Genomic DNA, 21,553 nt, shown 5'->3' with positions numbered 1-21,553 from the left:
CCTTCGTCTCTCCCCCAGGCTATCGCCCGCCTCCGGCCCCGGCCGCGCGGGCAGAATGGGCGGATGTCCTCCCCCACGCGCGTCGCGGCGCTCGACTGCGGCACCAACTCCCTCCGCCTGCTGATCGCCGACGTGGAGGGCGGCCGCCTCCGGGACGTCCAGCGCCGCACCGAGCTCGTGCGGCTGGGCCGCGGAGTCGACCGCACCGGCCGCTTCGATCCGGCCGCGCTCGAGCGGACCCTCGCCGTCACCCGCGAGTACGCGGCCGCCGCGCAGGAGGCCGGCGCCGAGCACCTCCGCTTCGTCGCCACCTCGGCCACCCGCGACGCGGCCGACCGCGAGGACTTCCTCGCCGCCGTCGAGCGGATCCTCGGCGTCACCCCGGAGACGATCTCCGGCGAGGAGGAGGCGCGGCTCTCCTTCCGCGGCGCGGTCTCGGCCGTCGACTCCGCCCGGCCCGTGCTGGTCGTCGACCTCGGCGGCGGCTCGACCGAGCTCGTGCTCGGCGGAGCGGAGCCGGAGCAGGCGCACTCGATGGACGTCGGCAGCGTCCGCCTGACCGAGCGCCACCGCCGGGCCGCCGCGCCGACGGAGGGCGAGCGCGCGGCGATCCGGGCGGACGTGGGCGCCGCGCTGGCCGCCTCCTCCGTCGACCTCTCGCAGGCCCGGAGCGTCGTCGGCGTCGCCGCGACCGTGCTCACGATCACCGCGCACGTCCTCCGCACCACCGACCGCGCCGCGCTCGAGACGTCCCTCCCCCTCTCCGACGTCCTCGCCGCCTGCGACGAGCTCGCCGCGCTGTCTCCGGAGGGGACGGCGGCCCTCCCCTGGGTCCGCCCGGGGCGCGAGGACGTGCTGGCGGCCGGCGCGCTGGTCTGGGGCGAGGTCCTCCGCACGGTCCACGAGGCGTCGCCGGGCGTCGACCGGGTCCGCTCGACCGCGCACGACATCCTCGACGGCATCGCGCTCGGCCTCGCCTGACGCCCGCGCGGGTCAGGCGGTGAGGGCGCTCCCGGAGTCGCGCGGGAGCCGGGCGGCGGCGGCGAGCGGCACGAGGGTCAGCACCGCGAGGGCGAGGAAGGCGACGCGGTAGGGGACGAGGCCGGGCCCGATCGCGGTGCCGACGGCGAGCGCCACCGCGCCCACTGCGACTCCGAGTCCGGCCGCGATCTGCTGCGTGGTGGCGTTGAGGGTGTTCGCGCCCGACATCCCCTCCTGCGGGACCTCGGCGAACGTGACGGTGTTGTAGGCCGTGAAGCCCGCCGAGCGGGCCACTCCGCTCAGCACCAGCAGCGCCACCACGAGCGCCACCGGAGTCGCCGGCTCGAGGAACGCCATCGCCGCCATGCACGCCGCCCCCACCGCGCTCGCCGCGACCAGCACCCCGCGGAAGCCGAGGCGCCGCAGCAGAGGAGTCGTGGCCGGCTTGATCGCCAGGTTGCCGACGAAGAGCGCCAGCACCACGGAGCCGGCCTGCACCGGGCTCCAGCCGAACGCGTCCTGGAACAGCAGCGGGAGCAGGAACGGCACCGCGTTCACGGTCGCCCGGTAGAGCGATCCGCTCGCGTTGGCGACCCGGAAGGTGCGGAAGCGGAAGGCGTCGAGCCGCACGAGCGGATGCTCGGCGCGGCGCAGGTGCCGCACGGCGAGCGCCGTCACGACCGCGCCGACGAGCAGCGGCGCCACCGCCCGCCCGTCGAGCTCGGAGCCGGTGAGGAGCCCCGCCGCTCCGACCAGCGCGCCGAGCCCGACCGCGACGAGCACCAGCCCCGTGACGTCGAGCGGGGGCGGCGCGCTCTCGGCGGTGCCGGGGACGATCCGGCGCGCGATCGCGAACGCGACGACCCCGAGGGGCAGGTTGATCAGGAAGATCCAGTGCCAGGAGGCGACGGTCGTGAGCAGCCCGCCGAGGAACGGCGCGATCACGGGGGCGACCAGACCCGGCCAGACCAGGATCGCGATGGCGTGGATGATCCCCTCCCGCGGAGTCGCCCGCAGCACCGCGAGCCGGCCGACCGGCACCATCAGCGCGCCGCCGACGCCCTGCAGGACTCGGGCGCCGACCAGAAGCGGCAGCGTGGGGCTGAGCGCGCAGAGCAGGGAGGCGAGGGTGAAGACGGCGATCGCGCTGGTGAAGACGCGGCGCACACCGAAGCGCTCGCTGAGCCAGCCCGAGGCCGGAATGAGGACGGCGACGGTGAGGAGGAACGCGGTGACGGTGATCGAGACCGCGGCGGAGTCGACGCCCAGGTCGGCGGCGATCGCGGGCGCGGCGGTCGTCACGATCGTGGCGTCGAGGTTCTCCATGAAGAAGCAGCCGGCGACGAGCAGCGCGAGGGAGCGGTGGCGGGGGTCCGTGCTGTCCTCCTCGGCGTGGGGCTGTCGGCGGCGAGCGTAGCGCGGCGACGGCGCGGCCGCCGGGCGGGTACCGTCGCAGCATGAGCGCTGCAGCCGAGACCAGGACGATCCAACTCCGACGCTACGAGCTGATGGACGGGGTGATGGACGACTTCCTCGCCTGGTTCCCCGAGCGGATCGTGCCGGCGCGCGAGGCCCACGGCTTCCGGATCGAGTTCGCCTACGCCGACCGCGAGGTGAACGAGTTCGTCTGGGCGGTCAGCACGGCCGGCGACGCCGACGCGTTCGCCGAGGTCGAGCGGGCGTACCTGGCCTCGCCCGAGCGCGACGCCGCCTTCGCGGGCGAGCCGAAGCGCGTCGCGGTGCAGCACGTGCGGCTGGTCGAGCGGATCGTCTGACCCGGGCGGCGTCCGAGCCGAGCGGCGTCCGACCCGGGCGCCGTCGTCTCCGGGGCGCCGCCGACTCCGGGCGCCGTCGGGTCCGGGCCCGTCAGCTCCGGGCGCGCCGCACGGCCGCGAGGACGCCGCGGACCACGAGCGTCCCGACCGCGATCGACCCGATCGCTCCGGTCAGGCGCGCCCAGACGTGCTTCGGCCGGTCGATCCCGGCACGGTCGGCGGGCGAGGGGAGCGAGGCGGGCGCGAGCGTGCGTCCCGCGGCTCCCGCCTCGGCCATGTGGGCGAGCCGGCGCACGGCCTCGCGGTTGCGGATCCAGAGGAACGAGTGCATCAGCGGCTTCGGGACGAGCGTGCCCGGGCCCTTCACGGGGGCCTCGTGCATCCGCACCTTCGCGCCGCGCGCGTGCGGCTCGACCTCGACGTGCACCCGGGCCTCGCCGAGCGGCCAGCCGGCGGCCTGGATGACCATCCGGCGAGGCGGGTCCCACTCGAGAACCGTGGTGCGGTCGTCGATCACGAGCGGCCACAGGCCGAAGGAGTGGTGCAGCTGCGAGCCCACGTGCGGGAAGTCGGCGTCGACCTTCCGCATCCGCGACGCGCCGACGACCCAGCTCGGGAACAGCCAGCCGGAGGCGAGCACCGCGAAGACGGACTCGGGCGGGCAGTGGACGACGCGGGTGGTGCGGGACATCGCGGACTCCTTCGAGTGGTGGTGGGGCGCGTGGGGGCGCCGTCCCTCAGCCTGGCAGGCCGGGGGCGGCGACGGGCGCAGCGCAACGGCGGCGGCTCAGGCCGGGCGCGCCTCCGGCGACAGGTCGGGCGACTCGCGCACCCCGAACTCGTGCCGCAGCGCGCTGCGGGCGGCGTGCCAGCCGGCCATGCCGTGCACGCCCGGCCCGGGCGGGGTGGACGAGGAGCAGAGGTAGAGCCCCTTCGCGGGCGTCCGCCACGGGTCGGTCGTGGGGACCGGGCGCGAGAGCAGCTGCGCGACGCTCGCGGCGCCGGCGGCGATGTCGCCGCCCAGATAGTTCGGGTTGTAGGCCTGCATGTCGCGGGCGGTCATCGAGGAGGCGCCGATCACGCGGTCGCGGAACCCGGGGGCGAAGCGCTCGATCTGGGCGGTGATCGCCTCCTGCTGGTCGGCGGGCGAGTACCGGGGGACGTGCGTGTACGCCCAGAGGACGTGCTTGCCCTCGGGCGCCCGGGTCGGATCGGCGATCGAGGGCTGCGCCACCAGCACGTAGGGGCTGCGGCTGTGCCGGCCGCGCTTCACGTCGCGCTCGGCGGCCGCGATCTCGGCGCGGCTGCCGCCCACGTGCAACGTGCCTGCGCCGGCGAGCTCCGGGTTCGTCCACGGCACCGGCCCGTCGAGGGCGAAGTCGACCTTGGCCACGCCGTTGCCGTAGCGGAAGCGCTGGAGGGCCGCGGCGTACGCCGGGGGCAGCCGGTCCCCCGCCATCGCGAGCAGCGCCGTCGGCGTGCCGTCGACGAGCACGGCGCGGGCCGGGGGCAGCTCGGAGAGCGAGGTCACCTCGACGCCGGTCTCGATGGTGCCGCCGTGCGCCCGGAGGTCGTCAGCGAGCGCGTCGACGATCGACTGGCTGCCTCCGATCGGCACCGGCCAGCCGCGCGCGTGGGCGTAGGCGCCGAGCGCCAGGGCGGCCGCGGCCGTCGACGGGCTCGGCATCGGGCGGATCGAATGCGCGGCGACCCCGGAGAACATCGCCGGGGCGACGTCGTCGCGGAAGCGCAGGTTCCACACCGGGGTGCCCTGCTCGAGCACCCGCAGTCCGAAGCGGATCAGCACGCTCGGGTCCGTCGGGATCCGCAGCAGCGCGTCGTTCGTGAAGCCCGCGACGCGGTCGGCCCGCTCGGAGAGAGGTCCCATCAGGGCGCGCCACGCCGCTCCGTCGCGCCCCAGCGCCTCGGCCGTGCGGTCGAGGTCGCGGTAGGCGATGCCCGCGCGGCCGCCGTCGAGCGGATGCGCGTACGAGATCTCGGGGACGACCAGCTCGATGCGCCGGTCGAGCCCGAAGGCGCGGAAGAAGCCGGACGCGAGCGCCATCGGGTGCACCGCCGAGCAGACGTCGTGGTGGAACCCGGGCAGCGTCAGCTCCGCCGTGCGCGCGCCGCCGCCGATCGTCTCGTTGCGCTCGAGCACGGTGACCGAGAGCCCGGCCCGCGCGAGCGTGACCGCGGCGGCGAGGCCGTTGGGCCCCGCCCCGATGACGACGGCGTCGACCACGGTCACTTCCTCCGCAGGGCCGAGACGACGCCCGCGGCGCCGGCGGCGAGGGCCGCGGCGGCCCCCGCGTAGCTCAGGGCGCGGTGGCGGATCATCCAGATCTGGGGCGTCATGGTGTGCGCGCGGTCGCTGAAGAGGCCGCGCGCGCCGTGATCGCCGGGGACCGGCTCGTAGACGTTGTTCGGCAGCATCGGCTCCGTCTTGTCGGGGGCCTGCTGACCGTCGAAGGCGCTGCGGGCGAGGTACCAGTCCATGAAGCGCCCGGCGAAGCGGTCGCCGAGGATGGTGCCCGCGGTCGGCTCGCCGACCCACGTGCGGCGGCGCGGCTTGTCGGCCACGTCGGCGATCGCGATCGCCCCCACCTCGGGCTCGTAGATCGGCGGCACGGGCTGCGGGTGGTGCGGCAGCTGCGACTTCACCCAGTTGAACTGGATGGTGTTGAGCGCCGGCATGTCGACCTCGGACAGGCGCACGCGGCTCTTCGCGTGCAGCAGCTCCGCGGTGACGGCCTCGGTGAAGCCTCGGGCGCCGAACTTGGAGGCGCAGTACGCGGCCTGCAGCGGGATGCCCCGGTGCGCGAGGGCGGAGCCGACCTGGATGACGTGCCCGCGGTCGCGCGGGGTCATCCGGGAGAGGGCTGCGCGGGTGCCGTTGACGAAGCCGAAGAAGTTGACGCCCACGGCGCGCTCGAAGTCGGCGGGCTCGGTCGAGAGGAACTCGCCGAAGACGCCGACCATCGCGTCGTTGACCCACAGCTCGATCGGGCCGAGCTCGGCCTCGACCCGGTCGGCCGCCGACTCGACGGCCTCGCGGTCGGCCACGTCGGTCGGGATGCCCAGCCCGCGCCGGCCCTTCTGCTCGATCTCGGCGACCGTGGCCGCCAGTCCGTCCTCGCCGCGCGCCAGCACGGCGACGTCCCAGCCGCGGGAGGCGAGCTCGCGGACCGTGGCGCGTCCGAGCCCGGCCGTGCCGCCCGTGACGACGGCGACTCCGCGGCTCATGCGCGGGCCTCGCGGGAGGAGGTCTCGAGGCGGGGGTGCTGCGTCATGGTGCGGGCTCCTTCGTGAGGGCGCGGTGTGCGTCGGGAGTCCCACGCTAGGCGGGAGCGGCGGCGCGGCGCGCGGGGTTGCGCCCGATCGGTGGAGAGCTCGGTGGATCCGCGCCCGGGGAGGAGAATCGCTCCCGACAGCTCCCGGCTCTCCTCCAGAGACCGCCGCCAGACTGACGCCCGCCCGAGCACCCTCCGACCGGATCGACGCATGACCTCTCTCCTCGACCTGAGCCTCGTCTCCGGCCCCTTCGTCGTCGCCGTCTACGTGCTCGCGATCGGAGCGCTCCTCCTCCTGCTCGCCGCCCACGTCCGCGCTCCCCGCCGCGGGCGCTCCCGACGCGGCGGGATCGCCGTCGCGGTCCTCCTCCTGGGCCTGATCGGCGGCGCCGCCCTGGCCGCCCTCGTCGACGGGCCCGACGGCCCGTTCGGCGTCGACTTCACGCCGGTCACCCGGGTCGCGATCGGCCTCGGGATCGGCGGATTGGGCGTCGCCCTGGTCGTCCTCGGGCACGCGATCGCCCGCCGCCGCGCGCGGGGGGTTCTCGCATCGCTCGCGGCCGGAGTGCTCGTCGTCGCGGCGGCCGCGATGACCGTCAACATCGACTTCGGCCAGTACCCCACGGTACGCAGCGCGCTCGGGATCAGCGCGTACTCCGACTCCTCCGTGCCGGTCGCCGCCGCGGACGGACCGCACTCGGACCTCGCGACCTGGACGGCCCCGGCCGGGATGCCCGCCGTCGGCTCGGTCTCGACGGTCGCCATCCCCGCCACCGCGTCGGGCTTCCCGGCCCGCGACGCCGTGGTCTACCTCCCGCCCGCGGCCCTCACCGCGACCCCGCCGCTGCTGCCGGTGATGATCATGCTCTCGGGGCAGCCGGGGTCGCCCTCCGATCCGCTCTCGACCGAGAAGTTCCAGCAGACCCTCGACGCCTACGCCGCCGCGCACGCCGGCCTCGCGCCGATCGTCGTGTCGCCCGACCAGCTGGGCGATCCGGACAGGAACCCGATGTGCGTCGACTCGCCGCTCGGGAAGTCGGCCACCTACCTCACCGTCGACGTCCCGAACTGGATCCGCGCCAACCTGCCGGTGCTCGGCGACGCGCAGCACTGGGCGATCGGCGGCCTCTCGCAGGGCGGGACCTGCTCGATCCAGCTCGGCGCCGGCCACCCGTCGCTCTTCGGCAACATCGTCGACGCCTCGGGCGAGCTCGCGCCGACCCTCGGCAGCGAGGCGGCGACGGTCGCGCAGGGGTTCGGCGGCGACCAGGCCGCCTACGAGGCCGCGAAGCCGGTGAACGTCCTCGCGGAGAACGCCCCCTACACCGGCACCGTCGCGATCTTCGGAGTCGGCGCAGAGGACACCTCGTTCCTCCCCGGGGCGAAGGCCGTCTACGCCGCGGCCGTCGCCGCCGGCATGAGCGCCACCTACCTCGAGGTGCCGGACAGCGCCCACGACGTCACGGCGTGGTCGGCGACCTTCGACAAGGGCCTCGAGATCCTCGCCGACCGCTGGAAGCTCGTCCCCGCCTCCTGAGCGGCTCCGTGCCTCAGGCGCTCTCGACCAGCCGGACCGCCGCCTCGATCCCGCCGCTCCACGGCGCCCCGTGTCCCGGGACCACCCAGCGCGCCCCGGTGGGCAGGAGCGCCCGGAGCGACGCGAGCGCCTGCTCCGGCTCGTCGGTGAAGGGCGCGGGCTGCGGACCTGTGCGACCGGTGAGCACGTGGCGGGTGGTCAGCCCGTCGCCGACGAAGACCGCGTCGGCCAGCGGCACGTGCACGGCGATGCTCCCCGGGGAGTGGCCCGGGAGCGCGATCACGCGGGGAGCGCCCGGCAGGTCGAGCGTCTGCCCGTCGTGCACCTCGACGACCTCGGTGAGCGGCGGGACCGTCGCGATGCCCTTCCGCAGCGCGTAGGCCGCGAAGCCGAGGAGCGGCAGGACGCGCAGCCGCGGTGTCGCGGTCCTCGGCTTCGCCCCGCCCTTCGCCCGCTCGGCGTCGGCGGCGTGCACGTGGACCGGCACGCCGTGGTCGCGGCGCAGGCGCTCGGCGAAGCCCACGTGGTCGGAGTCGCCGTGGGTCAGCACTACGCCGCGCACGTCGTCGAGGGTGCGGCCCATCGCGCGCAGCTCGGCCAGGAGCTCCGGCCAGAGACCGGGCAGGCCGGCGTCGATGAGGGTGACGCCCTCGTCGGTGTGGACGAGGTGGACGGCGACGATGTCGGTGCCGATGCGGCGCAGGTGGGGTCCGAGTTCCATGATGGCTACGCTAGTTAGCCATCATGGCTACTGTCAATAGCTATACTCGGCGCATGCCCACTCCCGACCGCACCTCCCTCGAGGCGATCGTGCGCGCCGCCGGCGAGCTCCTCGAGCGCGACGGGCTCGCCGGGGTCACGATGCAGGCCGTCGCACAGAGCGTCGGAGTCCGCGCCCCCTCCCTCTACAAGCGCGTCGAGGGACGCGAGACGCTGATCCGCCTCGTCGCCGCGGACGCCCTGACCGTGCTCGCCGACCGCCTCGCCGACGCCCCGGACGCCGCCGCGCTCGCCGACCGCCTCCGCGCCTTCGGCCACGAGCGGCCGGCCGCGTTCCTCCTCGTGATGGCCCCCGCTCCCGGCACGCCCGTCACCGCCCAGGAGTACCGCGACGCGGCGAGCGCCCGCCTGCTGGACCTCACCGCGCAGCTGGCGGGCGAGGAGGACGCCCTCGAGGCGGCGCGCACGCTGACCGCCTGGGCGACGGGGTTCATCGGGATGGAGATCACCGGCGCCTTCACCCTCGGCGGCGACGTGGAGAGCGCCTGGCGCTTCGGGCTGGGGCGGATCGTCTCCGCGCTCGCTCCGGCCGCGTCGCGCTGAGCGCCGCCGCTCAAGCCCGGCGGAGCGCCGCCTCGTCCTCGAGGAACCGCGGACGGCACGCGACGATCCCGCTGACCAGCAGCACCGCCACTCCGGCGAACAGCAGCGCGTACGCGCCGCCCCAGTCCCCCTGCACCTCGTAGAGCACGCCGATCAGCAGCGGACCGAGGCAGGCGAGCCCGTAGCCGAGCCCCTGCGTGGCGCCGGAGAGGGTCGAGGAGCCGGTGGTCGTCCGCGTCCGCGCGTTCACGAGCGTCAGCGTCATCGGGAACGTGCTGACGCCGAGCCCGAGGCAGACCACCCACGCCACGGCACCCTCCAGCGGAGCGACGACGAGGCCCGCGTAGCCGACGGCGAGCAGCACGCAGCACACCACCACGACCACGACCGGGTTGCGCATCCCCAGAGTCAGCGGCGGCACCACGAAGGCGGCGGCGAGGCCGAACACCGAGAACAGCGCCAGCAGCGCCCCGCCCTGCGCCGGATCCGCGCCCGCGTCGACGAGGATCGTCGGCAGCCAGGTGATGATCCCGTAGGTATGCAGACCGGTCATCCCGAGCATCAGCACCATCGCCCAGAGCAGCGGCGTGCGCCACGCCCCGTCCACGCGGCCGCCGGCGGCGGCCGGAGCCGCCCCGCCTCCTCCGCGGGCCGCGAGCGCCGCCCAGAGCAGGCAGGCCGCGGCCGTCATCACGGCCCAAATACCGATCGCCCAGCGCCACCCCGCTGTCGAGGCCAGCGGCACCGCGACCAGCGGAGCGACGAACTGGCCCACCTGCAGCAGCGCCAGGTAGAGCGAGCTGACCGTCTTGATCCGCTCGGCGAAGTACCGCTTCACGATCGGCACGATGAGCACGTTCGTGGTGCCCACGCCCGCGAAGGCGACGACGGTCGAGAGCACCAGAGCGACCGGGCTCGGGCTGAGCGCGCGGAGGGCGATGCCCAGTGTGGTCACCAGCGTCGCGATCGCGAGCGTGCGCTCCAGGCCGATCCGGCGCGAGACGGCCGCGGCGACGAAGCCGAAGACGGCGAAGGAGGCGGTGACGATCGTCCCCAGCGCCCCGTAGAGCGAGGGCCCGAAGCCGAGATCGGCGCCGATCGTGTCGAGCAGCGGGCTGAAGCCGGTGACGGCGGTGCGGAGGTTCAGCGCGGTGATCGCGATGGCGGCGAGGGCCAGGAGGGCGGTGGCGCGGAGCGTCGGTGCTGCGGTCATGGAGTCCCCGAGAGATAGGATGATGGGATGAATCCTGGCGAGTCTAGCCCCGCGGCGCCGTTCCAGCGCGAGAGCGTGATCGACCACGTCACGGCGCTGTTCCACGAGGAGATCCGCTCCGGCCGCTGGGCCGTCGGCGAGCGGATCCCGGTGGAGGCCGAGCTCGCCCGCTGGACCGGCGCCGGACGCAACTCCGTCCGCGAGGCCGTCCAGGCCCTCGTGCAGGCGGGCCTCGTGCGGCGGGAGCAGGGGCGCGGCACGTTCGTCACCGCGCGCTCACAGCTCGCCGAGTCGCTGCGCCGCCGCATCCCGAGCGCCGCCCGCCGGGAGGGCCTCGAGCTGCGGTTCGCGATCGACGGGGCGACGGCCGCGCTGGCGGCCGAGCGCCGCACCGGGGAGGACGTCGCCGCCCTCCGTGCCCTGCTGGCCCGCCGGGCCCGCTCGTGGGAGGCGCCGGAGCTCGCCGAGCGGATCGCCGCGGACACCGCGCTGCACCGGGCCGTCGTCGTCGCGACCCACAACGACCTGTTCGTCGAGCTCTACGACGGCCTCACCGGCATGTTCGAGTCGGTGCTGGAGGAGGACGTCGTCGGCGAGGAGGACGTGCACGCCCGCCAGCACGCCGAGCTGGTCGAGGCGATCGCCGCGGGCGACGCCGAGGGGGCGCGGCGCCGGATCGAGGAGCTGCTCGCGCCGCTGCTGGCCGAGGCGCAGCAGGGCGTCTGAGGGGAATCCTCCGCGGCCGGCGGCGGACGGCACGCGCTCGCGGCCGGTTCCGTGCCGCCCGCCGTGTGGGATCAGCCCCGCGGACGCCGGGTCGACCAGAGCGCCCACGCCACCAGCAGCGGCTGGAACGCGAGGCGCACGGCGCGCTTGCGGTCGGTGTCGAGGCCGAAGGCGCTCGTCCGCGTCACCCATTGCGAGACGTTGCCCGGGAAGATCGCGGTGAAGAAGGCGGCGGCCGCGGCTCCGACCAGCGGCGCCCGGCGGCGCGCGAGCACCAGCGAGGCGCCCAGGCCGATCTCGACCACGCCCGAGGCGAGCACGACCGCGTCCTTGTCCAGCGGCACCCACTCGGGCACCTGCGCCTGGAACTCCTCCCGCTTGCGGGTGAGGTGGCTCACCCCCGCGAAGAGGAGGGCGGAGCCGAGGAGCACCTTGGCGCCGGTGCGGAGGAGGGAGGGGGAGGAGGATGTCATGCGCTCCATCGTTCCCGATGCGGGCCGCCGCCGCCGCCGTGGCGCGGCCACTGCGCACGAACGTGCCGGTGTCGGAGGCGGCGCCTAGTCTGATCGCGTGACTGACCGCATCCTCGTCCTCACCACCGGTGGCACCGTCGACAAGGAGTACTCGCTCGCGGGCGAGCTCGAGATCGGCGCCCCGATGGTGCCGCGCCTGCTCGCCCCGGTGCTCACCACGCTCGAGTTCCGCGTCGAGGAGGTCCTCGCCAAGGACAGCCTCGAGCTCGACGACGCCGATCGGGCCCTCATCCGCGAGCGGGTGCTCGCCGCCGAGGAGGACCGGATCGTCCTCACCCACGGCACCGACACGATGACCGCGACGGCCGAGGCCCTCGGCGTCGTCCGCGATCGGGTGGTCGTCCTCACCGGCGCGATGCAGCCCGCACGGATGCTCGACAGCGACGCCGCGTTCAACCTCGGCACCGCGGTGGCCGCCGTGCAGCTGCTGCCGCCGGGCGTCTACCTCGCGATGAGCGGGCGGGTGCTGCCCGCCGGCTCCGTGGTGAAGGACCGGTCGATCGGGGTGTTCCTCCCGGCCTGAGCCGGACCAGGATCGAGGGGCGCCCGCGGACGGGCTCCCGGCCGGACCGGCGTCAGGCCTCGGCGAGCTCCGCGGTGCAGGCCGCGCAGAGCCCGAAGACGTCCACGACGTGGTGCGCGTCCGTGAAGCCGTTCTGCGACGCGACCGAGCGCGCCCACTCCTCGACCTCGTCGGCCGCGATCTCGACCGTCAGCCCGCAGCGGCGGCAGATCAGGTGGTGGTGGTGCGTCCCCGGCGTGCAGGCGCGGTAGAGGCTCTCGCCCTCGGGCGACTGCAGCGAGTCGGCCTCGCCCTCCACGGCCAGGTCCGAGAGCGCGCGGTAGACCGTCGCGAGCCCGATCGGCGAGCCGGAGGCGTGCAGCGCACTGTGCAGGCCCTGGGCGCTGACGAAGTCCTCGCGACGCCCGAGAGCCTCGCGCACCGCCTCGCGCTGCCACGTGTTGCGCTTGACCACTGGACCACCTCCACTCCGCACGACCCGGGCCACGCTACCGCCCCCCGCCGACGGCGAGCCGGGAGCGCCGGACGCCCTTGCGGCCGATGATCCGGCAGACCGCGTAGATCGCGAACGAGATCGTCGTCACGTAGGGGCTGATCGGGATCGATCCGCCCAGCGCGAGCAGGATGCCGCCCACCAGCGCGCCGACGGCGAAGAGCACGCTCAGCAGCGGCACGACCACCGGCGAGGCGGAGAGGCGCAGTGCCGCGGCCGCCGGCGTCACCAGGATCGCGAGCACGAGCAGCGAGCCGACGATCTGCACCGAGACGGCGACCGCGAGGCCGAGCAGGAGCATGAACGCGATCGAGAGCGCCCGGGTGGGGATGCCGCGCGCGGCCGCCACGTCGGCGTCGACGCTCGCGAAGGTGAGGGGGCGCCAGATCAGCGCGAGACCGACGAGGACGACCACCGAGATGCCGATCAGCCATCCGAGCTGCGGGTCGTCGACCGCGACGATCTGCCCGGTGAGCAGGCCGAACTTGTTCGCGCTGCGGCCCGGGTAGAGAGCCAGGCAGAGGATGCCGATGCCGAGTCCGAACGGCATCAGCACCGCGATGATCGAGTTGCGGTCGCGGGCGCGCGAGCCGAGCACGCCGATCAGGACCGCCGCGATCAGCGAGCCGACGATCGATCCCTCGACGACGCCGACGCCCAGCAGCAGACCTGCGGACGCCCCCGCGAACGAGAGCTCGCTGATGCCGTGGACCGCGAAGGCCATGTCGCGCGACATCACGAAGACGCCGATGAGCCCGCCGACCACTCCGAGGACCGCGCCGGCGATCACCGAGTTCATCAGGAGCGACAGCAGCGCTCCGTAGTCCGAGAAGTCGAAGATCTGCGACCAGACGTCCGTCACGACTGCCCCTCCTCGTGCTCGTGCACGTGCGAGTGGTCGGGGGCGCCGACCACGATGACCCGGCCCCGGGCGCGGATCACGTCGACGGGTGCGTCGTAGAGCTCGCTGAGCACCTCCGAGCGCAGGACCTCGTCGGGGGTGCCGATCCGGAATCGGCCGCCGGCGAGGTAGAGCACGCGGTCCACCATGCCGAGCACCGGATTCACGTCGTGCGTGACGAAGAGGACGCCGAGGTTCCGCTCGCGGCGGTGCCGGTCGATCAGCTCGCTGACCGCCCGCTGGTGGGCGAGGTCGAGCGCGATCAGCGGCTCGTCGCAGAGCAGGAGCGCCGGGTCGCCCGCGAGCGCCTGGCCGACGCGGACGCGCTGCTGCTCGCCGCCGGACAGGCTGCCGATGGGGGCGTCGGCGAAGGCGGTGGCGCCGACGGCCTCGAGCAGCGCGTCGACGGCCGCGCGCCGGGAGCGGGAGGGCAGGGGCAGGCCGAACCGGTGGCCGTCGATCCCGAGCCCGAGCAGATCGCGCGCGCGCAGCGGCGTGCCCTCGTCGGCGAGCTTCTGCTGCGGGATGTAGCCGATGCGCCGGTTGCCGCGGTGCACGGGCTCGCCGAGCACCTGCAGCTCCCCCGCGCTCAGCTGCTGCTGGCCGAGCACCGCGCGCAGGAGGCTCGTCTTGCCGGAGCCGTTCGCGCCGAGCACCGCGACGAACTCGCCGGCGCGCACGTCGAGGTCGACGCCGCTCCACAGCTCGCGGTCGCCGAAGCGGAGGCCGGCGCCGCGCAGCCGCAGCACGGACGCCGAAGGGCCCGCCTCCGGGGAGACGGGCCTGGTCGCGGAGTCGTGGCTCACTGGGAGAGGGCTCCCTCGATCGCGTCGAGGTTGGCGGTCATCCAGCCGGTGTAGTCGTCGCCCTCGGGCAGCGTCTCGGTGACGGGGACGGCCGGGATCCCGGCGGCCTTCGCGGCGTCGAGCACCGCGTCCGTCTGCGCGCCCTCGGTCTGCTCGTTGTAGATCAACGCGTCGACGGCCTTGCCGGAGAACAGCGCCAGCGTCTCCTGGAGCGTGGTCGCGGGGACGTCGGTGCCCTCCTCGACCGCCTCGCTGAAGGCCTCGGGAGTCGCGTCGGTCAGGCCGAGCGCGTCGGTCATGTACAGCGGGACGGGCTCGGTGATCGCGATGGAGCGGCCGGAGAGCGTGCCCTTCAGCTCGCCCTCGCGGGCGATCAGAGCGTCGAGCCCCTCGTCGAGGGTGGCGAGATTGGCGGAGTAGGCGGAGGCGTTGTCGGGGTCGAGCGCGGCGAGCTCGTCGCCGATCCGCCCCGCGACCTCCTTCATCACCGAGAGGTCGTACCAGACGTGCTCGTTGAACTCCGCGTGCTCGTGCCCGCCCTCCGACTCCTCCTCCTCCGCGTGGTCGTGGACGTCCTCCAGGCCGGCGATCACGGTGGCCGTGATGACGGGGGCCTCGGTGCCGGCCGCGCTGATCATGGTGTCGAGGAAGTGGTCGTAGCCGCCGCCGTTCTCGATCACGAGGGTCGCGCCGGACACGGCGAGCTGGTCGCGGGCGGTGGCCTCGTACTCGTGCGGGTCCTTGTCCGGGCTGTCGATGATGCTGGTCACCTCGACCAGGTCGCCGCCGATGCTCGAGACGAGGTCGCCGTAGACGTTCGTCGACGCGACGACCTTCACGGGCCCGCCCGCGGCGGCGGCGGAGGAGCTGTCGGAGGCGCTGCCCGCTCCGGAGCAGCCGCTCAGGGCGAGCGCGGTGCCGCCGAGGAGGGCGGTGAGGGCGAGGAGGCGGGTCTTCACGGTGAGCCGATCTGGGTCAGGGGCCGGGCGGGTGCCCCCACGCTAACGGCTATTGATAACGATTGTCAAAATCGTGCAGAGGCGCCCGCCGGTCATCCGCGGACACACGCGGACACGGGGCGACACGCGCCTCGCTCCGGCCCCCTCGCCCCTGGCACAGTCGCTGCACACCGCCCCCGACGAGACGAGGACACCGTGACCACCACCGCACCCACGACCACCGGCGCCGACGCCGCGACGACCATCGGCACCGACGCCGCGACGACGATCGTCGCCGCCGCCGAGCACTGGTCGACCGCCCCCCGGCCCGACTCCCCCGACGCCTGGCTCGTCCGCGCCGAGGAGGTCGCCGCCGTGCTCGCGACCGACGCCCTCGAGCGCGACCGCGCCGGCGCCGCCCCCTTCGCCGAGGTCGCCCTGCTCAAGGCGGCCGGCCTCGTCACGCTGCTCGGGCCCGCCGAGCACGGCGGCGGCGCCCAGGAGTGGACCACCGCCCTCCGCGTCGTCCGCACCGTCGCGCGCGGCGACGGCTCGATCGGCCAGCTGCTCGGCTACCACTACCTCTGGGCCTGGGCGGCCCGCCTCGTGGGGACCCCTGAGCAGATCATCGCGGTCGAGCAGCTCGCGACCGAGGGGGACCTCCTCTACGGAGGCGCGGTGAACCCGCGCGACTCCGACCTCACCGTGCGGGAGGAGGGCGACGAGCTGGTCTTCACCGGCCGCAAGTCGTTCTCGACCGGCGGCGTGGTCAGCGACCTGACCGTGCTCGAGGGGGTGCTCGAGGGGACGGACACCCACCTCTTCGCGATCGTCCCCACCGATCAGGAGGGGATCGTCTTCGGCCGCGACTGGGACAGCCTCGGCCAGCGGCTCACCGAGTCCGGCTCCGTCGAGATCCGCGGCGTCCGCGTGCCGTGGGCGGCGGCGGCCGGCTTCGTCGACAGGGTCTACCGTCCGCTTGTCTACAACACCCTCAACGTGCCCGTCATCCAGCAGGTCTTCGCCGAGTTCTACCTCGGCATCGCGCAGGGAGCTCTCGAGCGCGCGGCGCAGTACACCCGCGAGCGCACCCGGGCCTGGCCGTACGGCGGCGACGACAAGGAGCGCGCCGGCGACGAGTGGTACGTGCTCGAGGGATACGGCGACCTGCAGTCCCGGCTCTGGGCCGACGAGGCGCTGATCGACGCGACGGGGGCCGCGCTCTCGGCCGCGCTGCACGCTCCGCGCGAGGAGCTGACGCCTCGGCGCCGCGGCGAGATCGCCGTGCGGATCGCCGCGGCCAAGGCGCGGATCGTGGAGGACGGCCTCGCGACGGCGACCCGCGTCTTCGAGCTGACCGGCGCCCGCGCCTCCGCGAGCTCGGTCGGACTCGACCTCTACTGGCGGAACCTCCGCACCCACTCCCTGCACGATCCGCTGCCCTACAAGCGCCGCGAGGTCGGCGTCTTCGCCCTGCTCGACACCGTCCCCGAGCCCAGCTGGTACACCTGATCGGCCGCGGGGCGCGTCCTGCTCCGGCGGCGCGCCCCGCCCGCACGCCGCCCCGGCGTCGATCCGCGACAGGCCGGAGCGGAGCCCCGGGGTAGCGTGAGGGCCGAGCGGAGGGAGGACCGTGGCCGTCACGCTGCACGACGTCGCCCGCGCCGCCGACGTCTCGATCAAGACCGTCTCGAACGTGATCAACGACTATCCGCATGTGCGCCCGGCCACCCGCTCCCGGGTGCAGGCGGCCATCGCGCAGCTGGGCTACCGCCCCAACCTCTCCGCGCGGAGCCTGCGCCGCGGCCGCACCGGCGTGATCGGCCTCGCCCTGCCGGAGCTGAGCCTCCCCTACTTCGCCGAGCTCGCCGACAGCGTGATGCGCGCCGCCGACGAGCGCGGCCTGACGGTGCTGATCGAGCAGACCGGCGGCGACCCCGAGCGCGAGCGGAGCGTCCTGGCGAGCGAGCGCCGGCAGCTCACCGACGGCCTGCTCTTCAGCCCGCTGGGCCTCGCCGACGAGGACGCACTCGCGGTCGGCTTCCCCCTGGTGCTGCTCGGCGAGCGGATCTTCACCGGGCTGGTCGACCACGTCACCATGCAGAACACCGCTGCGGCGCACGCGGCCACCGCGCACCTGCTCGCCTCCGGAAGGCGCCGGATCGTGGCGCTCGGGACCCACCCCGACGCCGCCGTCAGCTCGGCGTCGCTCCGCCTCGAGGGCTACCGCGCCGCGCTCGCCGAGGCCGGCATCGCCTACGACGAGCGGATGATCGGCGTCTCGGGCCCGTGGCGGCGCTCCGGCGGCGCCGAGGCGATGCGCCGCGTGCTCGCGTCCGGGCTCGACTTCGACGCCGTGTTCGCGCTCAACGACACCCTCGCGCTCGGCGCGGTCCGCGCGCTCCAGGAGGCGGGGGTCCGCGTCCCCGAGGAGGTGGCGGTGATCGGCTTCGACGACATCGACGAGGCGGGCTACTCCTCCCCCAGCCTCTCCAGCGTGGACTCGGGGCGCGACGAGATCGCGCGCACCGCGGTCGAGGTGCTGCAGGCCCGGATCGAGGGCACCCGCACCGGCCCGGGGACGCTCCACGAGGCGGCGTTCACCGTGGTCGCCCGGGAGTCGACCGCGGTCCGGCCGATCGCGGAGGACCCGCCGGTCGGCCGGGCGTCGGCCGGGGTCTAGGCGCAGGTCCCGCTGCCGCAGATCTCGCGGCGGATCCACGCTCCCGCGTCCACGACGGCCAGCTCGCCGCGGCGGAGGAGCCGACTCCACTCCACGGCCCGCGTCGTCAGCCGGTCGTCGGCCGAGCCGCGGACGTCGCCGCCGACGGTCCGGAGGAACAGGTGCGCGAGCGGGCCGCCGAGGTACAGCGTGGCGCCCGCGACGCCGGCGAAGTGGCGGGCCTGGCCGCGGGTGCCGTCGTCGTAGGGGCGGCGGAAGCCCTTCCCCCGGACCCGGTTGCGGCCGCCGTGCGCCAGGTCGAGAGCGCCGAGCGGGGCGCTGCGGATGCCGGCGACGTCCTTCGCGACGGCCGCGAGGAACGCGCGCGGGCGGGGATGCGACGCCGCGAGGGCGTCGGCGCGGTCGGCGAGCTCGGAGCAGGCGTCGGTGACGGCATCGGAGGAGGGCACCCGCCCAGTCGAGCACAGGTGCGCTGAGCGGCGGCGGGGAGACGCGACGCCCGAAGAGGTCTGCTGCCGTCGGCAGCGGCGAGCAGCGAGGCAGGAGGGGGCCGGTGCCGCTCTTGACAGCGGCCGAGCCGGGGCGGACCATCGTGTACAACGTTAGAAAGACCGCTCGCCGCCGAGCCCGCTGCGGGAGCCCGAAGCCCGAAAGGCCCTCATGACCGACGCCCCCGCCGCCACCGCGCGCATCAGCCTCGACCCCGCCGCGGTCGTCGCCCCCGTCACTCCGCGCCTCTTCGGCTCGTTCGTCGAGCACCTCGGCCGCTGCGTGTACGACGGCATCTACGAGCCCGGCCACCCCGCCTCGAACGAGGACGGATTCCGCCTCGACGTGGTCGAGCTGGTCAAGGAGCTGGGCACCACGACGATCCGCTACCCCGGCGGCAACTTCGTCTCGGGCTACCGCTGGGAGGACGGCGTCGGCCCGCGCTCCGAGCGCCCCCGCCGCCGCGACCTGGCCTGGCACTCGCTCGAGACCAACGAGGTCGGGCTGGACGACTTCGCGAAGTGGGCGGAGCTGACCGGCAGCGAGATCATGTACGCCGTCAACCTCGGCACCCGCGGCGTCCTCGAGGCGCTCGACGTCCTCGAGTACGCCAACGGACCGGCCGGCACCGCTCTCGCCGACCAGCGCATCGCCAACGGCGGGACCGAGCCCTACGACATCCGCATGTGGTGCCTCGGGAACGAGATGGACGGCCCCTGGCAGGTCGGCCACATGAGCGCCGACGACTACGGCAAGCTCGCCTCCCGCACCGCCAAGGCCCTCAAGATCGCCGACCCCTCGCTCGAGCTGGTCGTCTGCGGCTCGTCGAGCTCGTCGATGCCGACCTTCGGCGAGTGGGAGCGCGTGGTCCTCGAGCACGCGTACGACGACGTCGAGTACGTCTCGTGCCACGCCTACTACCAGGAGTACGACGGCGACCTCGGCTCCTTCCTCGCCTCCTCCCTCGACATGGAGTACTTCATCGCCACCGTCGCGGCGACTGTGGACCACGTGAAGTTCAAGCTCAAGAAGACGAAGGACATCAAGCTCTCCTTCGACGAGTGGAACGTCTGGTACCTCGAGGAGTGGCAGGCCAAGGAGAAGGCCGACGCCGAGGGCGACCAGAGCACCCGCGAGTGGGCCTACGCCCCGCGCCTGCTCGAGGACGTCTACTCCGTCGCCGACGCCGTCGTCCTCGGCAACCTGATGATCACGCTGCTGAAGAACTCCGACCGGGTCACCTCCGCCTCCCTCGCGCAGCTCGTCAACGTGATCGCGCCGATCATGACCGAGCCGGGCGGAGCCGCGTGGCGCCAGACCACGTTCTTCCCGTTCTCGACCACCGCGCGCCTGGCCTCCGGCTCGGTGCTGCGCCCCCGGATCGACGCGGGGACCTACTCGACCGCCCGTCACGGCGACGCTCCGCTCATCGACTCCGTCGCCACCGTCGACGAGGGCCGCGCGGCCGTCTTCCTGGTGAACCGGTCGCAGACGGAGCCGATCGAGGTCACCGTCGACGTCAGCGGCCTCGGAGTCTCGAGCATCGCGGAGGCGCTGGCCCTGTTCGACGAGGACCCCTACGCGAAGAACACGCGTGACGACCAGAACCGCGTGCGCCTGCGCGAGGCCACGGCGACGCTCGAGGACGGCGTGCTGACGCTGACCCTCCCGCCCGTCTCGTGGACGGCGGTCGCGCTCACGGCGTAGCGGCGTCCGACCCGCGGGACCGCGTCCGGCTTCCCGGAGCCGCGCGGACCCGCGGGCCCCGTCGGGAACCGTCCCGGCTCAGGCCGCGGGCCGCAGCGGGGAGGAGGCGCTCGAGCTGGTCCGCGAGGTCGTCCGCCACCCCCACGAGTACGTGGCGGGGATCGGGCTCGACAACCTCGAGACGGCGGGTCCGCCCGAGCGCTTCGCCGACGCCTACCGCCTCGCCGCGGAGGCCGGCCTGGGCCGGACCGCCCACTCCTCCGAGCACGCCCCGACCGCGGCCAACGCGACGACCTGCCTCGATCTGCTGGGCTGCGACCGGATCGACCACGGCTACTTCGTCCTCGAGGACCCCGCCGTCGTCGAGCGCGTCCGCGAGCAGGGCGTCGTGTTCACCGTCGCCTCGACGACCTCGCGCCGCTCCTGGCGGCCCTGGCGGCGCGCGTCCATCCGGGCGATGCTCGACGCGGGACTGCGGGTCGTGCCGTGCTCCGACGATCCCGGGATGTTCCCGACCACGCTCGCCGACGAGTACCGCCTCGCCGCCGGCCCGATCGGTGCGACCGCCGCGCAGCTGCGCGCGATGGCGCTCACCGGAGCGGAGGCCTCCTGGCTGCCCGCCGATGAGAAGGAGAGTCTGCGCGCGTCGTTCGCCGCGGAGCTGGACGCGCTGGACACGGAGTTCGGGCTCGTCTGAGGCCCGGAACGCGACGGGCTCCCCGCCCTGACAGAGTGGACGGATGAGCCCCCTCCCCGATCCCCTGGCCTTCGACCTCGAGGCGCTGCGCCGGGAGGTGCTGCCGGACGACGGGGGCGAGGTCGACGACAGCATCCCCGCGCTCGCGGACGCCGACCCGGGACTCTGCGCGATCGCGCTCGTCCTGCCCGACGGGTCCGTCCGCGCGAGCGCCGACGCGGAGTCGCGGTTCAGCATCCAGTCGGCCGTCAAGCCGTTCCTGTTCGCGCTCGCGCTCCTCGACACCGGCGGTGACGCGCTCGACCGCGTCGGCATCGAGCCCACCGGCGAGGCCTTCGACGCCCTCACGCTCGAGAGCGGCACCGGGCGCCCGCCGAACCCGATGGTCAACGCGGGAGCGCTGCTGACCGCCGCCCTGGTCGACGGGGGCGACGCCGACGGCCGGAGCGAGCGGATCCTCCGCGGCCTCTCCGCCTTCGCCGGCCGCCCGCTCTCTGTGGACGAGAGCGTCGCCGCCGACGAGCACCTGCTCGGCGACCGGAATCACGCCCTCGCGCACCTGATGCGCGCGGAGGGCACCCTGCACCGCAGCGCCGACGACGCCGTCTCCGCGTACGCCCGGGCGTGCGCCGTGCTGGTCGACGTCCGCGACCTGGCCGCGATGGGCGCGACCCTCGCGTTCGGCGGCGTGCACCCGGGGACCGGCGAGCGGGTCGTGCCGGCGTCGGTCGCGCGCGACGTGGTCGCGGTCATGGCGACGTGCGGTGTCTACGACGGCTCGGGCCGCTGGATGCGCGCGGTCGGCGTCCCCGCCAAGTCGAGCGTCTCGGGCGCCCTCGTCCTCTCCGCGCCCGGCCGCCTCGGCGCCGCCGTCGTCAGCCCGCCGCTGGACCCCCAGGGCACCAGCGTCCGCGGCGCCCGCGTCGCCGCCCGCC

General features: G+C 74.6%; 23 protein-coding genes. 11 read left to right on the top strand and 12 right to left on the bottom strand.

The window, feature by feature from the left end:
* The first annotated feature begins 63 nt into the window (after positions 1-63).
* Positions 64-981: an exopolyphosphatase gene (locus tag C5C53_RS14315; RefSeq protein WP_104267838.1), complete on the top strand. Its 918-nt coding sequence runs from the start codon at positions 64-66 to the stop codon at positions 979-981.
* A 12-nt stretch (positions 982-993) separates the two neighbouring features.
* On the opposite strand, the gene C5C53_RS14310 is transcribed toward C5C53_RS14315, so the two are convergent.
* Positions 994-2,307, bottom strand: a complete 1,314-nt coding sequence (locus C5C53_RS14310; protein WP_104267837.1) for an MFS transporter — start codon at positions 2,305-2,307, stop codon at positions 994-996.
* A gap of 131 nt (positions 2,308-2,438) precedes the next feature.
* Here C5C53_RS14310 and C5C53_RS14305 point away from each other — a divergent pair, with 131 nt between their 5' ends.
* Positions 2,439-2,756 (top strand): NIPSNAP family protein, encoded by a 318-nt coding sequence (locus C5C53_RS14305; RefSeq protein WP_104224531.1) that lies wholly within the window; start codon positions 2,439-2,441, stop codon positions 2,754-2,756.
* 91 nt (positions 2,757-2,847) lie between these two features.
* Here C5C53_RS14305 and C5C53_RS14300 read toward each other — a convergent pair whose 3' ends face one another.
* The 3 genes from C5C53_RS14300 to C5C53_RS14290 all read right to left on the bottom strand — a co-directional run bounded on the left by C5C53_RS14300 (position 2,848) and on the right by C5C53_RS14290 (position 6,002).
* The gene (locus C5C53_RS14300) at positions 2,848-3,447 is read right to left on the bottom strand and encodes an SRPBCC domain-containing protein (RefSeq protein ID WP_104267836.1); all 600 of its coding nucleotides are present in this window, start codon (positions 3,445-3,447) and stop codon (positions 2,848-2,850) included.
* Between the two features lie 96 nt (positions 3,448-3,543).
* Positions 3,544-5,001, bottom strand: a complete 1,458-nt coding sequence (locus C5C53_RS14295) for a phytoene desaturase family protein (RefSeq protein ID WP_374954100.1) — start codon at positions 4,999-5,001, stop codon at positions 3,544-3,546.
* Positions 5,002-5,003: 2 nt separating this feature from the next.
* On the bottom strand, positions 5,004-6,002 hold the full coding sequence (locus C5C53_RS14290) for an SDR family oxidoreductase (protein WP_104233564.1): 999 nt from the start codon (positions 6,000-6,002) through the stop codon (positions 5,004-5,006).
* Between the two features lie 258 nt (positions 6,003-6,260).
* Here C5C53_RS14290 and C5C53_RS14285 point away from each other — a divergent pair, with 258 nt between their 5' ends.
* Entirely contained in the window at positions 6,261-7,586 is a 1,326-nt protein-coding gene (locus C5C53_RS14285) for an esterase family protein (RefSeq protein ID WP_104267834.1), read from the top strand.
* Between the two features lie 13 nt (positions 7,587-7,599).
* Here the strand turns inward: C5C53_RS14285 and C5C53_RS14280 are convergent, their stop codons facing one another.
* Positions 7,600-8,307 carry an MBL fold metallo-hydrolase gene (locus C5C53_RS14280; RefSeq protein WP_104251043.1) on the bottom strand — a complete coding sequence of 236 codons (708 nt, stop codon included), beginning with the start codon at positions 8,305-8,307 and terminating at the stop codon, positions 7,600-7,602.
* A gap of 53 nt (positions 8,308-8,360) precedes the next feature.
* On the opposite strand from C5C53_RS14280, the gene C5C53_RS14275 reads away from it, so the two are divergent.
* The gene (locus tag C5C53_RS14275; protein WP_104267833.1) at positions 8,361-8,909 is read left to right on the top strand and encodes a TetR/AcrR family transcriptional regulator; all 549 of its coding nucleotides are present in this window, start codon (positions 8,361-8,363) and stop codon (positions 8,907-8,909) included.
* Between the two features lie 10 nt (positions 8,910-8,919).
* Here the strand turns inward: C5C53_RS14275 and C5C53_RS14270 are convergent, their stop codons facing one another.
* The gene (locus C5C53_RS14270) at positions 8,920-10,122 is read right to left on the bottom strand and encodes an MFS transporter (protein WP_104267832.1); all 1,203 of its coding nucleotides are present in this window, start codon (positions 10,120-10,122) and stop codon (positions 8,920-8,922) included.
* Positions 10,123-10,149: 27 nt separating this feature from the next.
* Between C5C53_RS14270 and C5C53_RS14265 the strand changes: the two genes are divergently transcribed.
* Complete coding sequence (locus C5C53_RS14265) at positions 10,150-10,848, top strand: FadR/GntR family transcriptional regulator (protein ID WP_104267831.1); 699 nt, start codon at positions 10,150-10,152, stop codon at positions 10,846-10,848.
* Positions 10,849-10,919: 71 nt separating this feature from the next.
* Here the strand turns inward: C5C53_RS14265 and C5C53_RS14260 are convergent, their stop codons facing one another.
* Positions 10,920-11,330 carry a hypothetical protein gene (locus tag C5C53_RS14260; protein ID WP_181027249.1) on the bottom strand — a complete coding sequence of 137 codons (411 nt, stop codon included), beginning with the start codon at positions 11,328-11,330 and terminating at the stop codon, positions 10,920-10,922.
* Positions 11,331-11,418: 88 nt separating this feature from the next.
* Here C5C53_RS14260 and C5C53_RS14255 point away from each other — a divergent pair, with 88 nt between their 5' ends.
* Positions 11,419-11,904, top strand: coding sequence for an asparaginase domain-containing protein (locus C5C53_RS14255; protein ID WP_104224541.1), 486 nt, complete (start codon positions 11,419-11,421; stop codon positions 11,902-11,904).
* A gap of 52 nt (positions 11,905-11,956) precedes the next feature.
* On the opposite strand, the gene C5C53_RS14250 is transcribed toward C5C53_RS14255, so the two are convergent.
* From C5C53_RS14250 to C5C53_RS14235, 4 genes are read right to left on the bottom strand one after another with little or no spacing between them, the layout of a single operon-like run.
* Positions 11,957-12,358, bottom strand: a complete 402-nt coding sequence (locus C5C53_RS14250; protein ID WP_104238381.1) for a Fur family transcriptional regulator — start codon at positions 12,356-12,358, stop codon at positions 11,957-11,959.
* Positions 12,359-12,392: 34 nt separating this feature from the next.
* Positions 12,393-13,196 (bottom strand): metal ABC transporter permease, encoded by an 804-nt coding sequence (locus C5C53_RS14245; protein ID WP_104224551.1) that lies wholly within the window; start codon positions 13,194-13,196, stop codon positions 12,393-12,395.
* Positions 13,197-13,255: 59 nt separating this feature from the next.
* Positions 13,256-14,104: a metal ABC transporter ATP-binding protein gene (locus tag C5C53_RS14240; RefSeq protein ID WP_104267830.1), complete on the bottom strand. Its 849-nt coding sequence runs from the start codon at positions 14,102-14,104 to the stop codon at positions 13,256-13,258.
* Positions 14,101-15,063 (bottom strand): metal ABC transporter solute-binding protein, Zn/Mn family, encoded by a 963-nt coding sequence (locus tag C5C53_RS14235; protein ID WP_104267829.1) that lies wholly within the window; start codon positions 15,061-15,063, stop codon positions 14,101-14,103. Before C5C53_RS14235 ends, C5C53_RS14240 begins: the two co-directional genes overlap by 4 nt.
* A gap of 195 nt (positions 15,064-15,258) precedes the next feature.
* Between C5C53_RS14235 and C5C53_RS14230 the strand changes: the two genes are divergently transcribed.
* Positions 15,259-16,554, top strand: coding sequence for an acyl-CoA dehydrogenase family protein (locus C5C53_RS14230; protein WP_258075434.1), 1,296 nt, complete (start codon positions 15,259-15,261; stop codon positions 16,552-16,554).
* Positions 16,555-16,675: 121 nt separating this feature from the next.
* The gene (locus C5C53_RS14225) at positions 16,676-17,725 is read left to right on the top strand and encodes a LacI family DNA-binding transcriptional regulator (RefSeq protein WP_104267828.1); all 1,050 of its coding nucleotides are present in this window, start codon (positions 16,676-16,678) and stop codon (positions 17,723-17,725) included.
* Here the strand turns inward: C5C53_RS14225 and C5C53_RS14220 are convergent.
* Positions 17,722-18,174: a hypothetical protein gene (locus tag C5C53_RS14220; protein ID WP_104267827.1), complete on the bottom strand. Its 453-nt coding sequence runs from the start codon at positions 18,172-18,174 to the stop codon at positions 17,722-17,724. The genes C5C53_RS14225 and C5C53_RS14220 overlap by 4 nt on opposite strands.
* A 211-nt stretch (positions 18,175-18,385) precedes the next feature.
* Between C5C53_RS14220 and C5C53_RS14215 the strand changes: the two genes are divergently transcribed.
* From C5C53_RS14215 to glsA, 3 genes are all read left to right on the top strand, one after another.
* Positions 18,386-19,921, top strand: coding sequence for an alpha-N-arabinofuranosidase (locus C5C53_RS14215; RefSeq protein ID WP_104227228.1), 1,536 nt, complete (start codon positions 18,386-18,388; stop codon positions 19,919-19,921).
* A gap of 115 nt (positions 19,922-20,036) precedes the next feature.
* Complete coding sequence (locus C5C53_RS14210) at positions 20,037-20,618, top strand: hypothetical protein (RefSeq protein ID WP_104267826.1); 582 nt, start codon at positions 20,037-20,039, stop codon at positions 20,616-20,618.
* A gap of 43 nt (positions 20,619-20,661) precedes the next feature.
* A partial coding sequence (gene glsA, locus C5C53_RS14205) for a glutaminase A (protein WP_104267825.1) occupies positions 20,662-21,553 on the top strand: 892 nt, incomplete at its 3' end.

It is taken from the genome of Rathayibacter sp. AY1E3 (assembly GCF_002932235.1).
Lineage (GTDB): Bacteria > Actinomycetota > Actinomycetes > Actinomycetales > Microbacteriaceae > Rathayibacter.
Note: the sequence above shows the minus strand (reverse complement) of the source record. Positions and strands in the feature narration are given on the sequence as shown.